At 38.7% G+C, this 17,455-nt stretch carries 18 protein-coding genes; 12 read left to right on the forward strand and 6 right to left on the reverse strand.

The features are described 5' to 3' along the window. Position 1 precedes the first annotated feature (1 nt). The 6 genes from lacD (at position 2) to HT711_RS03910 (ending at position 6,015) form a co-directional block, all read left to right on the forward strand. Complete coding sequence (gene lacD, locus HT711_RS03885; protein ID WP_050104159.1) at positions 2-982, forward strand: tagatose-bisphosphate aldolase; 981 nt, start codon at positions 2-4, stop codon at positions 980-982. A gap of 232 nt (positions 983-1,214) precedes the next feature. Further along, the gene (locus HT711_RS03890) at positions 1,215-2,051 is read left to right on the forward strand and encodes a transcription antiterminator (RefSeq protein WP_173233531.1); all 837 of its coding nucleotides are present in this window, start codon (positions 1,215-1,217) and stop codon (positions 2,049-2,051) included. A gap of 35 nt (positions 2,052-2,086) precedes the next feature. Beyond that, the gene (locus tag HT711_RS03895; RefSeq protein WP_001078324.1) at positions 2,087-2,404 is read left to right on the forward strand and encodes a PTS lactose/cellobiose transporter subunit IIA; all 318 of its coding nucleotides are present in this window, start codon (positions 2,087-2,089) and stop codon (positions 2,402-2,404) included. Beyond that, entirely contained in the window at positions 2,404-4,095 is a 1,692-nt protein-coding gene (locus HT711_RS03900; RefSeq protein WP_173233529.1) for a lactose-specific PTS transporter subunit EIIC, read from the forward strand. Before HT711_RS03895 ends, HT711_RS03900 begins: the two co-directional genes overlap by 1 nt. Positions 4,096-4,308: 213 nt before the next feature. Beyond that, the gene (gene lacG / locus HT711_RS03905) at positions 4,309-5,715 is read left to right on the forward strand and encodes a 6-phospho-beta-galactosidase (protein ID WP_000169282.1); all 1,407 of its coding nucleotides are present in this window, start codon (positions 4,309-4,311) and stop codon (positions 5,713-5,715) included. Positions 5,716-5,757: 42 nt separating this feature from the next. Further along, the gene (locus HT711_RS03910; protein ID WP_173233527.1) at positions 5,758-6,015 is read left to right on the forward strand and encodes a DUF3884 family protein; all 258 of its coding nucleotides are present in this window, start codon (positions 5,758-5,760) and stop codon (positions 6,013-6,015) included. A gap of 292 nt (positions 6,016-6,307) precedes the next feature. On the opposite strand, the gene HT711_RS03915 is transcribed toward HT711_RS03910, so the two are convergent. Next, positions 6,308-7,069: a DeoR/GlpR family DNA-binding transcription regulator gene (locus HT711_RS03915; RefSeq protein ID WP_164226247.1), complete on the reverse strand. Its 762-nt coding sequence runs from the start codon at positions 7,067-7,069 to the stop codon at positions 6,308-6,310. 190 nt (positions 7,070-7,259) lie between these two features. Here HT711_RS03915 and HT711_RS11235 point away from each other — a divergent pair, with 190 nt between their 5' ends. After that, on the forward strand, positions 7,260-7,406 hold the full coding sequence (locus HT711_RS11235; RefSeq protein WP_044791689.1) for a hypothetical protein: 147 nt from the start codon (positions 7,260-7,262) through the stop codon (positions 7,404-7,406). On the opposite strand, the gene nrdF is transcribed toward HT711_RS11235, so the two are convergent. From nrdF to nrdH, 3 genes are all read right to left on the reverse strand, one after another. Beyond that, complete coding sequence (gene nrdF / locus HT711_RS03925) at positions 7,403-8,365, reverse strand: class 1b ribonucleoside-diphosphate reductase subunit beta (protein ID WP_100104525.1); 963 nt, start codon at positions 8,363-8,365, stop codon at positions 7,403-7,405. The two genes, HT711_RS11235 and nrdF, sit on opposite strands and share 4 nt — an antisense overlap. 187 nt (positions 8,366-8,552) lie before the next feature. Next, the gene (nrdE, locus tag HT711_RS03930; protein WP_173233524.1) at positions 8,553-10,712 is read right to left on the reverse strand and encodes a class 1b ribonucleoside-diphosphate reductase subunit alpha; all 2,160 of its coding nucleotides are present in this window, start codon (positions 10,710-10,712) and stop codon (positions 8,553-8,555) included. An 80-nt stretch (positions 10,713-10,792) separates the two neighbouring features. Then, positions 10,793-11,011 (reverse strand): glutaredoxin-like protein NrdH, encoded by a 219-nt coding sequence (nrdH, locus tag HT711_RS03935; RefSeq protein WP_000259242.1) that lies wholly within the window; start codon positions 11,009-11,011, stop codon positions 10,793-10,795. Between the two features lie 350 nt (positions 11,012-11,361). Between nrdH and HT711_RS03940 the strand changes: the two genes are divergently transcribed. The 4 genes from HT711_RS03940 (at position 11,362) to HT711_RS03955 (ending at position 14,589) form a co-directional block, all read left to right on the forward strand. Continuing rightward, positions 11,362-11,625 carry a phosphocarrier protein HPr gene (locus HT711_RS03940; RefSeq protein WP_000146947.1) on the forward strand — a complete coding sequence of 88 codons (264 nt, stop codon included), beginning with the start codon at positions 11,362-11,364 and terminating at the stop codon, positions 11,623-11,625. A gap of 5 nt (positions 11,626-11,630) precedes the next feature. Next, complete coding sequence (gene ptsP / locus HT711_RS03945) at positions 11,631-13,364, forward strand: phosphoenolpyruvate--protein phosphotransferase (protein ID WP_173249759.1); 1,734 nt, start codon at positions 11,631-11,633, stop codon at positions 13,362-13,364. Between the two features lie 133 nt (positions 13,365-13,497). Continuing rightward, the gene (locus HT711_RS03950) at positions 13,498-13,992 is read left to right on the forward strand and encodes a YkgJ family cysteine cluster protein (protein ID WP_173233520.1); all 495 of its coding nucleotides are present in this window, start codon (positions 13,498-13,500) and stop codon (positions 13,990-13,992) included. 57 nt (positions 13,993-14,049) lie between these two features. Further along, positions 14,050-14,589, forward strand: a complete 540-nt coding sequence (locus HT711_RS03955) for a ClbS/DfsB family four-helix bundle protein (RefSeq protein WP_173233518.1) — start codon at positions 14,050-14,052, stop codon at positions 14,587-14,589. 203 nt (positions 14,590-14,792) lie between these two features. Here HT711_RS03955 and dhaQ read toward each other — a convergent pair whose 3' ends face one another. Both dhaQ and dhaS read right to left on the reverse strand, forming a co-directional pair. Next, entirely contained in the window at positions 14,793-15,782 is a 990-nt protein-coding gene (gene dhaQ, locus HT711_RS03960; protein WP_023936903.1) for a DhaKLM operon coactivator DhaQ, read from the reverse strand. Then, positions 15,779-16,309, reverse strand: coding sequence for a dihydroxyacetone kinase transcriptional activator DhaS (gene dhaS / locus HT711_RS03965; RefSeq protein WP_000168606.1), 531 nt, complete (start codon positions 16,307-16,309; stop codon positions 15,779-15,781). Before dhaS ends, dhaQ begins: the two co-directional genes overlap by 4 nt. Positions 16,310-16,462: 153 nt before the next feature. Between dhaS and dhaK the strand changes: the two genes are divergently transcribed. Further along, positions 16,463-17,452, forward strand: a complete 990-nt coding sequence (dhaK, locus tag HT711_RS03970) for a dihydroxyacetone kinase subunit DhaK (RefSeq protein ID WP_173234975.1) — start codon at positions 16,463-16,465, stop codon at positions 17,450-17,452. Positions 17,453-17,455 lie beyond the last annotated feature (3 nt).

A 17,455-nucleotide genomic window follows, 5' to 3' on the forward strand; every position in this document is an offset into this window, starting at 1 on the left:
AATGGCTTTAACAGAACAAAAACGTGCACGCTTAGAAAAACTTTCTGATGAAAATGGTATCATCTCAGCTCTTGCATTTGACCAACGTGGTGCTTTGAAACGCCTCATGGCTCAACACCAAACAGAAGAACCGACTGTAGCTCAAATGGAAGAACTGAAAGTCTTGGTAGCAGATGAATTGACCAAATACGCTTCATCTATGCTTCTTGATCCTGAGTATGGACTTCCAGCAACTAAAGCTCTTGATGAAAAAGCTGGTCTTCTCCTTGCTTATGAAAAAACAGGTTACGACACAACAAGCACAAAACGCTTGCCAGACTGCTTGGATGTTTGGTCTGCAAAACGTATCAAAGAAGAAGGTGCAGATGCAGTTAAATTCTTGCTTTACTATGATGTAGATAGCTCAGACGAACTTAACCAAGAAAAACAAGCTTACATCGAACGTATCGGTTCTGAATGTGTGGCTGAAGATATCCCATTCTTCCTTGAAATCCTTGCTTACGATGAAAAAATTGCTGACGCTGGTTCTGTAGAATACGCTAAAGTAAAACCACACAAAGTTATCGGTGCTATGAAAGTCTTCTCAGACCCACGTTTTAACATTGATGTCTTGAAAGTTGAAGTTCCTGTTAACATTAAATATGTTGAAGGCTTCGCTGAAGGTGAAGTAGTTTATACACGTGAAGAAGCAGCAGCCTTCTTCAAAGCGCAAGATGAAGCAACGAACTTGCCATACATCTACTTGAGTGCTGGTGTATCAGCTAAACTCTTCCAAGATACTCTTGTATTTGCTCATGAATCAGGTGCAAACTTTAACGGAGTTCTTTGTGGCCGTGCAACATGGGCTGGATCAGTTGAAGCATACATCAAAGATGGTGAAACAGCAGCTCGCGAATGGCTTCGCACAACTGGATTTGAAAACATTGATGAGCTCAACAAAGTTCTTCAAACAACAGCGACTTCATGGAAAGAACGTGTGTAAGAAAGTCCTCCTAGTTTAGGAACATGAATCTAAAAAATTTAAAAAAAGTTGTATGTAAAGGTTTACAAAATAACTTACTTGTGCTATACTTAAATCACAAGTTAATACAAGGTGAGTGTTACTAAGTAAGATTAGGCATGATCACAGGTGAATTAGAAATCGGATGATTTTCTAGTTCATTTGTGGTCATTTTTTGTACTCATATACCTTTAAGATATAAAAGGAGGTTGACATGTATCGAATTCTAAATCCAATGAATCATAATGTTTCACTTGTCAGAAATGATAAAGGAGAAGAGGTGATTGTAATTGGTAAGGGGATTGCATTTGGAAAGAAGAAGGGGGATTTGATTGCTGAACATCAGGTTGAGAAAATCTTTCGGATGAAGACAGAAGAGTCCAGAGAAAACTTTATGGCTCTTCTCAAAGATGTTCCGCTTGATTTTATCACAGTGACTTATGAAATCATTGATAAGCTATCAAAGAAATATCATTATCCGATTCAAGAGTATCTCTACGTAACCTTGACAGATCATATTTACTGTTCTTACCAAGCTCTAGCACAAGGAAGGTACAAGGATAGTAATCTGCCAGATATTTCCACTAAGTATCCTGTCGCTTTTCAAATTGCAAATGAAGCTTTTGAAATTTACCGTCAGAAGCTAGCAGATCATTTCCCTGAGGATGAAATTATTCGGATTGCTTATCATTTCATCAATGCCGAAGGCGAGAATGAAGTAGAAGTAGTTAAGTCGATTGATAAGAGGAAAGAAATTCTCAGGAATGTTGAAGAAGTTTTAACGGACTATGCAATTCAACGAACTAAAGAGAATAACCATTTCTATGATCGCTTTATGATTCATCTGAATTATTTCTTGGATTATTTAGACAGATCTAGAGATGATAACCAATCACTTCTGGATATGGAAGAACATATTAAACAATCCTATCCAAAAGCGTTCGAGATTGGTTCCAAAATCTATGATGTGATTACACAACATACGGGTCTTGATTTGTATAAAAGTGAACGAGTTTATCTAGTTCTACATATCCAACGTTTATTGTCATAAAAATTTAATTAAAAATACATAAGGGGAATTCTATCATGAATAGAGAAGAAGTAACATTGTTAGGTTTTGAAATCGTAGCCTATGCTGGCGATGCTCGTTCAAAACTATTGGAAGCCTTGAAGGCTGCTGAAGCTGGTGATTTTGCGAAAGCAGATAGCTTAGTTGAGGAAGCTGGTTCATGCATTGCAGAGGCTCACCACGCGCAAACAAGTCTATTGACTAAGGAAGCTTCAGGTGAGGACTTAGCCTATAGTGTGACCATGATGCACGGTCAAGATCACTTGATGACAACTATTTTGTTAAAAGACCTAATGCACCATTTAATTGAACTGTACAAGAGAGGAGTTAAATAATGAACAAACTAATTGCATTTATCGAGAAAGGAAAACCTTTCTTTGAGAAATTATCTCGTAATATCTATCTTCGTGCTATTCGTGATGGTTTCATTGCAGGTATGCCTGTCATTCTCTTCTCAAGTATTTTTATCTTGATTGCCTTTGTACCAAACTCATGGGGCTTTAAATGGTCTGATGAAGTTGTGGCCTTTCTGATGAAACCTTATAGCTATTCTATGGGTATTCTGGCTCTCTTGGTAGCTGGTACAACAGCTAAGTCATTGACCGACTCAGTAAACCGTAGCATGGAGAAAACCAATCAAATCAACTATATGTCAACATTGTTGGCAGCAATTGTTGGTTTGTTGATGTTGGCAGCTGATCCTATCGAAAATGGCCTAGCTACTGGATTCTTGGGGACAAAAGGTTTGCTTTCAGCCTTCCTTGCTGCCTTTGTTACTGTAGCCATCTATAAGGTTTGTGTTAAGAACAACGTCACTATTCGTATGCCTGACGAAGTTCCACCAAATATCTCACAAGTCTTTAAAGATGTGATTCCATTCACTCTCTCAGTGGTTTCTCTTTATGCTCTTGATTTACTAGCTCGTCATTTTGTTGGTGCAAGCGTAGCTGAATCAATCGGTAAATTCTTTGCACCATTATTCTCTGCTGCTGATGGCTATCTTGGTATTACCATTATCTTTGGTGCCTTTGCCTTCTTCTGGTTTGTTGGGATTCACGGTCCATCTATTGTTGAGCCTGCTATCGCAGCTATTACCTATGCAAATGCCGAAGTCAACTTGAACCTTCTCCAACAAGGTATGCACGCTGACAAGATCCTTACTTCTGGTACACAAATGTTTATCGTGACCATGGGTGGTACAGGTGCGACACTAGTTGTTCCTTTCATGTTCATGTGGTTAACAAAATCGAAACGTAACCGTGCAATCGGACGTGCTTCAGTAGTTCCTACCTTCTTCGGTGTAAATGAGCCTATCTTGTTCGGTGCTCCATTGGTATTAAATCCAATCTTCTTCATTCCATTTATTTTTGCTCCTATCGCAAACGTATGGATCTTTAAATTCTTTATTGAAACTCTTGGAATGAACTCATTTACTGCTAATCTACCATGGACAACTCCAGCTCCACTAGGTCTAGTTCTTGGAACTAACTTCCAAGTTCTATCATTCATTCTTGCTGCCCTTCTAATCGTGGTTGACGTTGTCATTTACTATCCATTCCTTAAAGTCTATGATGAACAAATTCTTGAAGAAGAACGTTCAGGTAAGTCTAATGATGAATTGAAAGAAAAAGTTGCTGCAAACTTCAACACTGCAAAAGCAGATGCTATTCTTGAAAAAGCAGGTGTAGAAACAGCACAAAATACCATCACTGAAGAAACAAATGTCCTCGTTCTCTGTGCTGGTGGAGGTACAAGTGGTCTCCTTGCGAATGCTTTGAACAAGGCAGCTGCAGAGTACAATGTTCCTGTGAAAGCAGCAGCAGGTGGCTATGGTGCTCACCGTGAAATGTTACCAGAGTTTGATCTAGTTATCCTTGCCCCTCAAGTTGCTTCAAACTTTGAAGACATGAAAGCAGAAACAGATAAACTCGGTATTAAACTTGCCAAGACAGAAGGCGCTCAATACATCAAATTAACTCGTGATGGAAAAGGTGCTCTAGCATTTGTACAAGCGCAATTCGATTAAGGCTAGGGACTGTGAAAAGTCTCCTATCGTTACGGAAATCGCTATGGCGAATTTCCTAATTGCCTTGTTAATTCGTCGGTAAAAGGATATCGTTTTTACCTCCTCATGTCACAATTCGGTGACTTGGTACAAGAAGTGAGATGGAGAAGGATGGCTCACTGACTCCTCTCCTCTCACTTTTACTTTATTTAAATCAAGAAATAGGTGAAAAGTATGACAAAAACATTACCAAAAGACTTTATTTTCGGTGGCGCAACTGCTGCCTATCAAGCAGAAGGCGCTACACATACTGATGGAAAAGGACCAGTTGCTTGGGATAAATATCTTGAAGATAACTACTGGTACACTGCAGAACCAGCCAGTGACTTTTACAATCGATATCCAGTTGACCTAAAGCTAGCAGAAGAGTATGGTGTCAATGGTATTCGAATTTCTATTGCTTGGTCACGTATTTTTCCGACTGGTTACGGTCAAGTAAATCAGAAAGGTGTCGAGTTTTATCATAATCTATTTGCAGAGTGTCACAAACGTCATGTTGAGCCCTTTGTAACTCTTCACCACTTTGACACGCCAGAAGCTCTCCACTCAAATGGCGACTTCTTAAATCGTGAAAATATTGAACACTTTGTAGACTACGCGGCCTTCTGTTTTGAAGAATTTCCAGAAGTAAATTATTGGACAACCTTTAATGAAATTGGGCCAATTGGTGATGGTCAATACTTGGTTGGGAAATTCCCTCCAGGTATTCAGTACGACCTTGCCAAAGTTTTCCAATCGCACCACAATATGATGGTTTCTCATGCGCGTGCAGTTAAGCTATATAAAGATAAAGGTTATAAAGGTGAAATTGGTGTTGTTCACGCTCTACCAACTAAGTATCCTTTGAATCCTAAAAATCCAGCAGATGTTCGTGCAGCAGAGTTGGAAGATATTATTCACAATAAATTTATCTTGGATGCAACTTATCTGGGTCACTATTCTGAAAAGACCCTGGCAGGGGTAGAGGCTATCTTGGCTGCCAATGGTGGAAAGCTTGACTTGCGTGACGAAGATTTCGAAGTATTAGAAGCCGCAAAAGACTTGAATGACTTCCTTGGAATTAACTACTATATGAGTGACTGGATGGAAGCCTTTGATGGAGAAACTGAAATCATCCATAATGGTAAGGGTGAGAAAGGAAGTTCTAAATACCAAATCAAAGGTGTTGGTCGTCGTGTAGCTCCTGATTATGTACCACGTACGGATTGGGATTGGATTATCTACCCTCAAGGTTTGTATGACCAAATCATGCGCGTGAAGAAAGATTATCCTAATTATAAGAAAATCTACATCACTGAAAATGGTCTTGGATATAAAGATGAGTTCGTTGATAACACTGTTTACGATGATGGCCGTATTGATTATGTCAAACAACACTTAGAGGTTTTGTCTGATGCGATTGCAGATGGAGCGAATATAAAAGGTTACTTTATTTGGTCATTGATGGACGTCTTCTCATGGTCAAACGGTTATGAGAAACGTTATGGTCTCTTCTATGTAGACTTTGAAACGCAAGAACGTTATCCGAAGAAATCAGCTCATTGGTACAAGAAAGTAGCGGAAACTCAAGTGATTGAGTAGTAGAATGAGTCATTAGATATAGAATTTTAGTGAGGCAAAAAGATGTTCAAAAATTTTATCCAATCTATTTATGAAAAAGTTTATATTATCAACTTTGAAAAATGTTCTCAAATACCGTGTTTGACGAATGAAGAACTGAAAAGCCTTGGGAAATGGTATGTCTCGACCGGTAAAGAATGGATTTGTCATTCAGACTATGAGCTGGAAGAATTTAAAAATATCTTTTTAAATTTTATCAGTCCTGAAGAATGGGATACTATCTCCTTTGATTCAGATTTTATGCCGTTTCAACAATCGTAACCAATTTCCAAAAAAGTTTTAAATCTTATATCTAGTACTCTGCAAAACTCTTATCTAATCACGTTGCTTATACTCAATAAAAATCAAAGAGCAACTTTAAACTAGAAAGCAAGTCGCAGATTTCTCAATGCATAGCTTTGAGGTAGCAGATAAAGCAATTGAGCAAAAAGTCTTTAACGCAGAAAAACGCATAATATCAGGTGTTGAAAAACCTTGGTATTATGCGTTTTTGTAGGAAGATTTACTTCATTTTCTTCTGAAATTGAGTTCTTACCCAGAATCTTTCAGTTTATTAAGGCTTGATGACTTTAGTAAGTTTAGATAGCTCAAAAAGGATTGAATCACTTAGTTTAGAATCTGAAACAATAGTATCAAGATTTGATACATTATAAAAAGTATAAAAATCAAACTTATTGAACTTACTATGATCTGCGAGTAAATATTTTTTATTAGAATTATTTAAAGCGATGCGTTGAGCCTCTCCCTCTTCCTCGCTAAAAGTAGCTAGAGCTCCGTTTTGAATACCATTACAGCTAACGAAAGCTTTAGAAAATTGGAGATTAGAGAGATTTTGTAGGGTCAATGTGCCAACAAAAGCACCTGTAATTTCGCGATAATTTCCACCTATTAAAATCAAATCTGTTAATTTTCGTTCGCTTAAAATCAGAAAAACAGGTAGACTGTTGGTCACGACGCGGATATTGTCAATAGGTAACTCACGCGCAAAAAATTCTAATGTTGTTCCTGGTCCAATGAAAATAGTTTCTCTTTCTTCTACTAGACTGCCTGCAAAACGGGCTATTTCTTGTTTTTCTGCCGTTTGGAGGGCTTGTTTTTCAATATTTGATCGCTCATTAGTCAAAAGGGAGTTGGTTCGAAGTTTTTCAGCTCCACCATGCACACGAATCAGCAAGTCTTTATCAGCTAATTCCTGTAAATAGCGCCTTGCAGTCATATCTGAAACGGCTATTTCGTCCATAATCTGCTTAACCGTTATGGTTCCTTTACTATTTACTATCTCTAAAATTTTGGTTAATTTTTCTTGTTTGAGCATATTATCACCTCGTTTCCTACTACTATCTTACCATAAACTAGCTCATCATTCAAATACAAAAACAACAAAATAAAACAAAAACAAAAATATCGAGGTTTATTTTCAAAACTTTCGATATTTTTATTAAGTTATTATTTTGTTGTTTCTAGTTTACTTTTTGATGGTTAAGAGTGGTGGAGAATTATACTCAATGAAAATCAAAGAGCAAACTAGGAAGCTAGCCGCAGGTTGCTCAAAACACAGTTTTGAGGTTGTAGATAAGACTGACGAAGTCAGTGAGCATATCTACGGCAAGGCGAAGCTGACGTGGTTTGAAGAGATTTTCGAAGAGTATTAGTCCAAACCGTAGTTGTAGTCATCATCTTGCATGGCTTCAACTTCACCAAGAAGGTAACCATTTCCGACTTGAGAGAAGAAGTCGTGGTTGGAAGTTCCTGTTGAAATACCGTTCATAACGATTGGGTTGACATCATCAGCTGAATCTGGGAAGAGTGGATCTTGGCCTAGATTCATGAGAGCCTTGTTAGCATTGTAGCGAAGGAAGGTTTTGACTTCTTCCGTCCAACCAACACCGTCATAGAGGCTTTCTGTGTAGCCTTCTTCATTTTCATAAAGAGTATAGAGTAGGTCGTACATCCATTCTTTGAGTTTTTCTTGCTCTTCTTCAGGCAATTCATTGAAACCAAGTTGGAATTTGTAACCAATGTAGGTTCCGTGAACAGATTCGTCACGAATAATCAGTTTAATGATTTCCGCAACGTTGGCCAACTTGTTATTTCCTAGATAGTAGAGCGGTGTGAAGAAACCAGAGTAGAAGAGGAAGGTTTCGAGGAAGACACTGGCCACTTTCTTTTCAAGTGGGCTACCGTTGAGGTAGATTTCGTTGACAATCTCAGCCTTCTTTTGCAGATAAGGATTGGTATTGGTCCATTCGAAAATTTCTTCAATCTCAGCCTTAGTATTTAAGGTAGAAAAGATTGATGAATAAGATTTAGCGTGGACAGATTCCATAAATTGGATGTTATTGAAAACAGCTTCCTCATGTGGTGTACGGATATCTGCGCGAAGGGCTTCAACCCCAGTTTCAGATTGCATAGTGTCGAGAAGGGTTAAACCACCAAAGACTTTTCCAACCAAGTCTTTCTCTTTGTTAGATAGCTTTCTCCAGTCATCCAAGTCGTTTGACAAGGGAATACGTGTATCGAGCCAGAATTGCTCCGTCAGTTTTTCCCAAGTTGATTTGTCGATGACATCTTCGATGGCATTCCAGTTAATGGCTTTGTAGTAAGTTTCCATTTGAAATCTCTTTCTGTGTTTAGTATTGCGAACTCACAATTATTCTATTCTACCATAATTCTATAGGAGTATCGCACAAAAAGTCGGAAGCCCGACTTTTAAAATGTTACATAAATTATGTTATGACATAGTAGATTTGATTTTATCAGTGCTACCTAGGGGAAAAATAGTGTTTCTATGCTAGAAACTAAATCACACAACTTTCACATTGGTTAGCACCGACTTCTCCACCATCGTCTGTGAAAGTACGGACGTAGTAGATAGACTTGATACCCTTGTTAAAGGCATAGTTACGAAGGATAGACAAGTCACGTGTCGTTTGTTTGTTTTCTTTCTTCCATTCGTAAAGTCCTTTTGGAATGTCACTACGCATAAAGAGTGTGAGTGAAAGACCTTGGTCCACGTGCTCTGTTGCAGCAGCGTAAACATCAATCACCTTACGCATATCCATGTCGTAGGCAGAAGTGTAGTAAGGAATCGTTTCTGTTGACAAGCCAGCAGCAGGATAGTAGATTTTACCGATTTTCTTTTCTTGGCGTTCTTCGATACGTTGCGTAATCGGGTGGATAGAAGCCGAAACGTCATTGATGTAACTGATCGAACCATTTGGAGCAACAGCAAGGCGGTTTTGGTGGTAAAGACCATCTGCTTGAACCTTGTCGCGAAGTTCAGCCCAGTCAGCAGCACTTGGGATAAAGACATCTTTGAAAAGTTCTTTAACACGGTCTGATTTTGGAATAAATTCGCCAGTTACATACTTGTCGAAGTAGCTTCCCTTAGCATAGTCTGATTTTTCAAAGTTGTGGAAGGTGATACCACGTTCACGCGCAATATTGTTTGATTCAACCAAGGTCCAGTAGTTCATAAGCATAAAGTAGATGCTTGTAAATTCAACAGACTCAGGCGATCCATATTCAATGAGTTGTTGAGCAAGGTAGCTGTGAAGTCCCATGGCACCAAGACCAAAGGTATGAGCTTGGCTATTTCCGTGGTCGATGGTAGGAACAGCTACGATGTGTGAACTATCTGTAACGAAAGTTAAAGCACGAACCATAGCACGGATAGAACGACCAAAATCAGGTGAAGTCATCATGTTGACCACGTTGGTTGAACCAAGGTTACATGAAACATCCGTTCCCATCTGAAGGAATTCTTGAGCATCGTTGATCAAGCTTGGTTCTTGGACCTGAAGAATCTCAGAACACAAGTTACTCATGATAATCTTACCATCAATAGGATTTGCACGGTTGGCCGTATCAATGTTGACGACATAAGGATAGCCAGACTCTTGTTGCAATTTGGAGATTTCAGTTTCCAAATCACGCGCCTTGATTTTTGTCTTGCGAATATTTGGATTTGCAACTAGTTCATCGTATTTTTCAGTAATATCGATGTAGTTGAATGGCACACCGTATTCTTTTTCTACAGAGTAAGGGCTGAAGAGGTACATTTCTTCATTTTTACGAGCCAATTCGTAGAATTTATCTGGTACAACGACACCAAGTGAAAGGGTCTTGACACGAACTTTTTCATCGGCGTTTTCTTTCTTAGTTGAAAGGAAGGCGATGATATCTGGGTGAAAGACGTTGAGGTAGACAACCCCAGCACCTTGACGTTGCCCCAATTGGTTTGAGTAAGAGAAGCTATCTTCGAAGAGTTTCATAACTGGTACGACACCAGAAGCTGCTCCTTCATACCCCTTGATAGGTGCACCAGCTTCACGAAGGTTGCTGAGGGTAATTCCCACACCACCACCAATACGTGAAAGTTGAAGGGCAGAGTTGATAGAACGTCCGATAGAGTTCATGTCATCCGTCACTTGGATTAAGAAACAAGATACCAACTCCCCACGACGAGCACGTCCAGCATTCAAGAAGGAAGGAGTAGCAGGTTGGTAGCGTTGGTGGATGATTTCATTGGCAATATCGATTGCAACAGCTTCATTCCCATCAGCGAAATAAAGGGCGTTAAAGAAGACACGGTCTTCCATACTTTCAAGATAATATTCACCGTCATTAGTCTTTAAGGCATATTGATTGTAAAATTTATAAGCAGCCATGAAAGACTTGAATTGGAAGTTTTGGTCTTTGATAAATTGTGACAATTCTTCCAAGAACTCTGGACGGTATTTCTTGATAAAGGCTGTTTCGATGTAGTTGTGGTCAATGAGGTAGTTGATTTTATCTTTAATTGAATCAAAAACCATAGTGTTTGGAACGACATTTTCTTTAAAGAAGGCATCCAAGGCTTCCTTATCTTTATGAAGCATGATTTGTCCATTAACAGGACGGTTGATTTCGTTATTGAGACGGAAGTAAGTCACGTCTTCAAGATGTTTTAATCCCATAAAATTTCCCTTATCTAATTACAAAAGAAAGGCTTCTAAGTTAGGCCTAGAAGCAGTTTCTTCTGGATGATGTACTAAGATTATGCTAATTGTTTCAGTTTTCCTGGTTGGAAACCTGAAAAGACTTCAGTTGGTGTTTGAATAATAGGAGCTGCGCTAAAACCGAGTTCTTTGACTTGATCGATGTACTCAGGCTGCTCATCAAGATTGATTTCTTTATATTCAACGTTATTACTGTCCAAGAAACGTTTGGTCATTTTACATTGGACACAATTGTTTTTAGAATAAACGGTTACCATTGTGTAACTCCTCTTCAAAATTTAATACTATCTTAGTATATCAGAAAATAAAAATTTGTCAATGATTTAAACTAAATATAGTGGTCTGTTTTTCTAGTCAAGCTCACAAAACACAATATGTAGTGTTTGCTTTATAAAATAGCAATGATTATCCTATAAATCGTTTTTAAAGAAACTATATCCTGTGTTTTATTATCTAGGACAGAAGATTTTCAGCAAGTTATCTGAAAGGAAATTGAAGGAAAATCCAGAAAATGCTTGAAAAAAATCCTAGAAGATGGTATAATACCAAATTGTAAGGGTTATCACATATAACTCAAAAAAAGAAAGAACAAAAGGAGAGTCAAACTATGGCTTCTAAAGATTTCCACGTAGTGGCAGAAACAGGTATTCACGCACGTCCAGCAACATTGTTGGTACAAACTGCTAGCAAATTTGCTTCAGATATCACTCTTGAGTACAAAGGTAAATCAGTTAACCTTAAATCAATTATGGGTGTTATGAGTCTTGGTGTTGGCCAAGGTGCTGACGTAACTATCTCAGCTGAAGGTGCAGATGCAGATGACGCTATCGCTGCAATCTCAGAAACAATGGAAAAAGAAGGATTGGCATAAGGGAAATGACAGAAATGCTTAAAGGAATCGCAGCATCTGACGGTGTTGCAGTTGCAAAAGCATATCTACTCGTTCAACCGGATTTGTCATTCGAGACTATTTCAGTCGAAGATACAAACGCAGAAGAGGCTCGTTTGGATGTTGCTCTTGAAGCTTCTCAAAACGAGCTTTCTCTTATCCGCGAGAAAGCTGTAGGTACGCTTGGTGAAGAAGCGGCTCAAGTTTTTGACGCTCATTTGATGGTTCTTTCTGACCCAGAATTGATTGGTCAGATTAAAGAAACAATTCGTGCTAAGAAAGTCAATGCAGAAGCAGGTCTTAAAGAAGTGACTGACATGTTCATCACTATCTTTGAAGGTATGGAAGACAACCCATACATGCAAGAACGTGCAGCGGACATCCGCGACGTGACAAAACGTGTATTGGCAAACCTTCTTGGTAAGAAATTGCCAAACCCAGCTTCAATCAACGAAGAAGTAATCGTGATTGCGCATGATTTGACACCATCTGATACAGCTCAATTGGACAAAAACTTTGTAAAAGCTTTTGTAACAAATATCGGTGGACGTACAAGCCACTCAGCTATCATGGCACGTACACTTGAAATTGCAGCTGTATTGGGAACAAATAACATCACTGAAGTAGTGAAAGACGGTGATATCCTTGCCGTTAACGGAATTACTGGTGAAGTCATTATCAACCCAACAGATGAACAAGCGGCAGAATTTAAAGCAGCTGGTGAAGCTTATGCTAAACAAAAAGCTGAATGGGCACTTTTGAAAGATGCTCAAACAGTAACTGCTGACGGTAAACACTTCGAGTTAGCAGCTAACATCGGTACTCCAAAAGACGTGGAAGGTGTTAACAACAACGGTGCAGAAGCTGTTGGACTTTACCGTACAGAATTCTTGTACATGGATTCTCAAGACTTCCCAACTGAAGACGAACAGTATGAAGCATACAAGGCTGTTCTTGAGGGAATGAATGGTAAACCAGTGGTTGTTCGTACAATGGATATTGGTGGAGATAAGGAACTTCCTTACTTCGATATGCCACATGAAATGAACCCATTCCTTGGATTTCGTGCCCTTCGTATCTCTATTTCTGAAACTGGAGATGCAATGTTCCGTACACAAATCCGTGCCCTTCTTCGTGCTTCTGTTCATGGTCAATTGCGTATCATGTTCCCAATGGTTGCCCTTTTGAAAGAATTCCGTGCAGCTAAAGCAGTCTTTGATGAAGAAAAAGCAAACCTTCTTGCTGAAGGTGTTGCAGTTGCGGATGACATCCAAGTTGGTATCATGATTGAAATCCCTGCAGCAGCCATGCTTGCAGACCAATTTGCAAAAGAAGTAGACTTCATGTCAATTGGAACAAACGACTTGATCCAATACTCAATGGCAGCAGACCGTATGAACGAGCAAGTTTCATACCTTTACCAACCATATAACCCATCAATCCTTCGCTTGATCAACAACGTTATCAAGGCAGCTCACGCTGAAGGTAAATGGGCTGGTATGTGTGGTGAGATGGCTGGTGACCAAAAAGCTGTTCCACTTCTTGTCGGAATGGGCTTGGATGAGTTCTCTATGTCAGCAACATCTGTACTTCGTACACGTAGCTTGATGAAGAAATTGGATACTGCTAAGATGGAAGAGTACGCTAACCGTGCCCTTACAGAGTGTTCAACAATGGAAGAAGTCCTTGAACTTCAAAAAGAGTACGTTAACTTTGATTAATGTGATTAACCTTGTAACCTAGTTGCAAGGTTTTTTGATACATTCGGGAATAGTATAGTCTTGTAAAGTCCACTTTTCAATGGTTCAGAGGCATGGTATAATAGGGGAAAGTAATTAGAATAAGAGAGAAACCATGTCTAAAGAAATTGATATTGAGTATTACCACCAATTAGCTTTACAAAAGCAGAAGGAACATCGCAAAGTTTTAGCCGATTTAAAGAAAAAACCTCCTAAAAACCTAGACAAGATAGCCCAGCAGATTCACCAAGAAGTCTTTGCGGAGATTGATTGTACGGCCTGTGCCAACTGTTGTAAGACTTTGGGACCCGACTTTAAAGAAGCGGATATTACACGAATTGCCAAGTATTTTAAGATGAAATTACCAGCTTTTGAAGCGGAGTTTCTGCAGGTAGATGAAGATGGAGATAAGGTTTTCAAATCCATGCCCTGCCCATTTTTAGGAGGAGATAACCTTTGTTCTATCTATGACGTTCGTCCAAAGGCCTGTCGTGAATTCCCTCATACTGACCGCAAAAAGATCCATCAAATCAACCATTTGACGATTAAGAATACCTTGACCTGTCCAGCAGCCTATCTCTTTGTTGAGAAATTAAAGGATAAGTTGTAGAGATTTAAAGGATAAAAAATCTCTAATAATAACTAGTAATATGAAGGGAGTACTCCTGTGCCTAGACCGAAAACAAAAGAGGATCTAATGCTGGCCTCTAAGGAAAACTATGAAAAGCTCAATCGTTTCATCTCCCAACTAAGTGAAGATGAGCTACAGACTCCATTTGATTTTTCAAGAGACCCAAAGAAAAAAGAAGCTCACTGGAAAAGGGATAAAAATCTACGGGATGTCTTGATCCATCTTTATGAATGGCATCAGTTGCTTTTGACTTGGGTTTATTCTAATCAAAAAGGTCACGAAAGACCTTTTCTCCCTGAACCTTATAATTGGAAAACTTATCGAGAAATGAATGTCGCTTTTTGGAAGAAGCACCAGAAAACCTCCTTAGAAGAAGCGACTATACTCCTAGAACAATCACATAGGGAGGTTTTAGAGTTGATAGAAGTTTTTAGCAATGACGAACTCTTTACCAAAGGTGTCTATAAGTGGACGGGTGGGACAAGTCTAGGTTCCTACTTTGTTAGTAGCACGTCAAGCCACTATGATTGGGCTCTGAAAAAACTCAAAGCTCATCGGAAGAATTGTAAGGGATAGATGGACTTTTTGAAATTGCAAGAATGAGTTCTTTTAAACGTAATACTCAATGAAAATCAAATTCAAACTGCGTCAACGTCGCCTTGCCGTACTCAAGTACAGCCTGCGGCTAGTTTCCTAGTTTGCTTTTTGATTTTCATTGAGTATAAGATAAAAGCAAAGGGCTATCAAGTGATGTAGCCCTTTTGAGTTATACAAGCAAATTACCATGCAAAAGCTGTCGTTGGAGCATTGAGCGCTTCTAACCATTGCTTATTTTTTACAGGGCAAAGAGTTACGGATATACCTGCCATATCTAGACTGGTCATAAATGTTCCTGATTTTATAAAGGTAATAGTGACTCCTTCAATTTCTAAGAGTTGAAGGATGTCATTGATAAATATGCCCATTTCTAGGTTGGTAGTAGTACCTAGATTATTTACAAGCAATATAAATTGATCACCCTTTTTCCAATGATAGTGCAATCTTAATTTACTTATAATTTCATTTGCAAGGATTTCCGATGATTGGAATGGGACGATACGATAGCCTTCTTCGCCATGTATCCCAATACCATAAGAAATATTTCCTTCTTCCAAGTTAAATAGTGGAAGGGGGGCTTGGGGGAGACTAGCAGCTTTCGTTGCAAAGCCAATTGTTGCGATTTCGGGAGCAAGTTCATGACCTAAATCAGTTAGTTGCTCTATGTCGGCACCATTTTGAGCTGCATATCCTAGGATTTTATGAAGTAAGATTGTCCCTGCAAGTCCCCTTCCTCTAATTTGAAATCTATTGTGAGGTTCAATAGAAATATCGTCGTGTGCTAGACTATAGCCGACTTTAATTCCTTCTTGTCTAGCGGTGTTAATGGCCCAGCTAAATTCTTTGATGTCTGCTTCGAAATTTTTTACAATGATGAAGACACCGTGACCATTGTTTAAAAAACGAATGGACTCTAAGATTTCAGTTCTTGTAGGTGGAGTAAATAATTGGCCATAGATAGCAGCAGTAAGCATTCCTTCTCCCACATATCCAATATGCGCAGGTTCGTGACCGGAACCTCCACCCGACAAGATTGGAACCTGATGAGGATTTCGATTTTTTTGATAGACTAATGGTAAAGTAGGGTGTTTTTCTAATTCGGGATGACTGCTAACAGTTGCTGAAATGTAACTTGAAATAATTTTCTGTTTATGATTTGAAATAAATGTCATTGTGGTCTCTTTCCAATAATTGTCATGATTAGAAAGTCTGGTTGTGGAACTGGACTTTTTTTATTGACGTAAGCCTTCACGATTTCTGCTAGAGCATGTGAATGATAGTCTAACAAAAAACAAGTATAAGCAGATGAATCGATATCAATCTGACCGTATTCTCTTAAAATTTTTGATACAAGCAAGCGACAGTAGCTGATAAAGTGGTCATAGAAGTTATTTTGCCCTTGAATATCAAAAAGTTGAATATAAAAGTCACGCTCTTGTTCGAAATAAAAAAATAATTCTTGTAATAGTTTTTGGCCTGAAATAAAGTCCAAGTTATTGGTGATATACTCGGTTAAGTCATTTTCAAATATCCAGTCGAGCAGTTCATATTTGTCAAGAAAGTGATTATAAAAGGTCTGTCTACGAATGCCAGCTGATTCCATAATATCTACAATAGAGATTTTGTCAAATTCTCTAGTAGCTAATAGATCTCTAAATGCCTTGGCAATCCGTTTTTTTGTAATAAGTGATGATGCCATAGGAAACCTTTCTTTTACTTCCTTCATTTTACCAAAAAAATGTTTGAAACGGGTTTAAAAGGGGACAAATAATAGAATCTGTCCCTTATCAGCCAGCGATAAAAAATATATAATGAAAGCGAAAATAAAGGTAGATGCCGAAAGGAGTTTCTCATGAAAAAAATTATAAATGAACCGACACAGGTTGTTGATGAAATGTTGCAGGGGTTGTCATTCATGCATGATGACTTGGTTCAACGCTTAGATGGTTTTGATGTTATCGTTAGAAAGGCAGAAAAGACAGGAAAAGTTGGACTCATTTCTGGTGGAGGTTCAGGACATGAACCAAGTCACGCTGGATTTGTAGGAGATGGAATGTTGTCTGCTGCTATTTGTGGAGCAGTCTTTACCTCACCTACTCCCGACCAAATTTTAGAAGCCATTAAGGCAGCTGATGAAGGTGCTGGGGTCTTTATGGTCATCAAGAACTATTCTGGTGATATTATGAACTTTGAAATTGCACAAGAACTTGCTGAAATGGAAGGTATTGACGTAGCAAGCGTTGTGGTTGATGATGATATCGCTGTTGAAAATAGTCTCTATACCCAAGGTCGTCGAGGTGTTGCGGGTACTATTTTAGTCCATAAAATTTTGGGGGCTGTAGCTCGTTCTGGTAAATCATTAGCTGAAATAAAGGATTTGGCAGATAAACTTGTGTTAGAAATTAAAACAATTGGTCTTGCCTTGTCTGGAGCAACTGTTCCTGAAGTTGGCAAACCAGGATTTGTTTTAGAAGATGATGAATTTGAATATGGAGTTGGTATTCACGGTGAGCCAGGGTATAAGAAAGAGAAAATGCAGCCTTCCGCACAATTGGCATCAGAATTAGTTGAAAAATTATCTGAAGGTTTCCAACTTAAAACTGGTGAACGATATGGGCTTCTCATCAATGGTTTAGGAAGCACGCCTCTTATGGAACAATATGTATTTGCAAATGATGTGGTAAAATTGCTCCATGAAAAAGGTGTTGAGTTGGCATTTAAGAAAATTGGAAACTACATGACTTCAATCGATATGGCTGGATTGTCATTAACATTGATTCGATTGGCAGATGATGAGTGGTTGGATGCTCTAAATGCACCTGTTACTACACCAGCTTGGTAAAAC

The sequence above is a fragment of the Streptococcus sp. 1032 genome (genome assembly GCF_013277015.1).
GTDB lineage: Bacteria > Bacillota > Bacilli > Lactobacillales > Streptococcaceae > Streptococcus.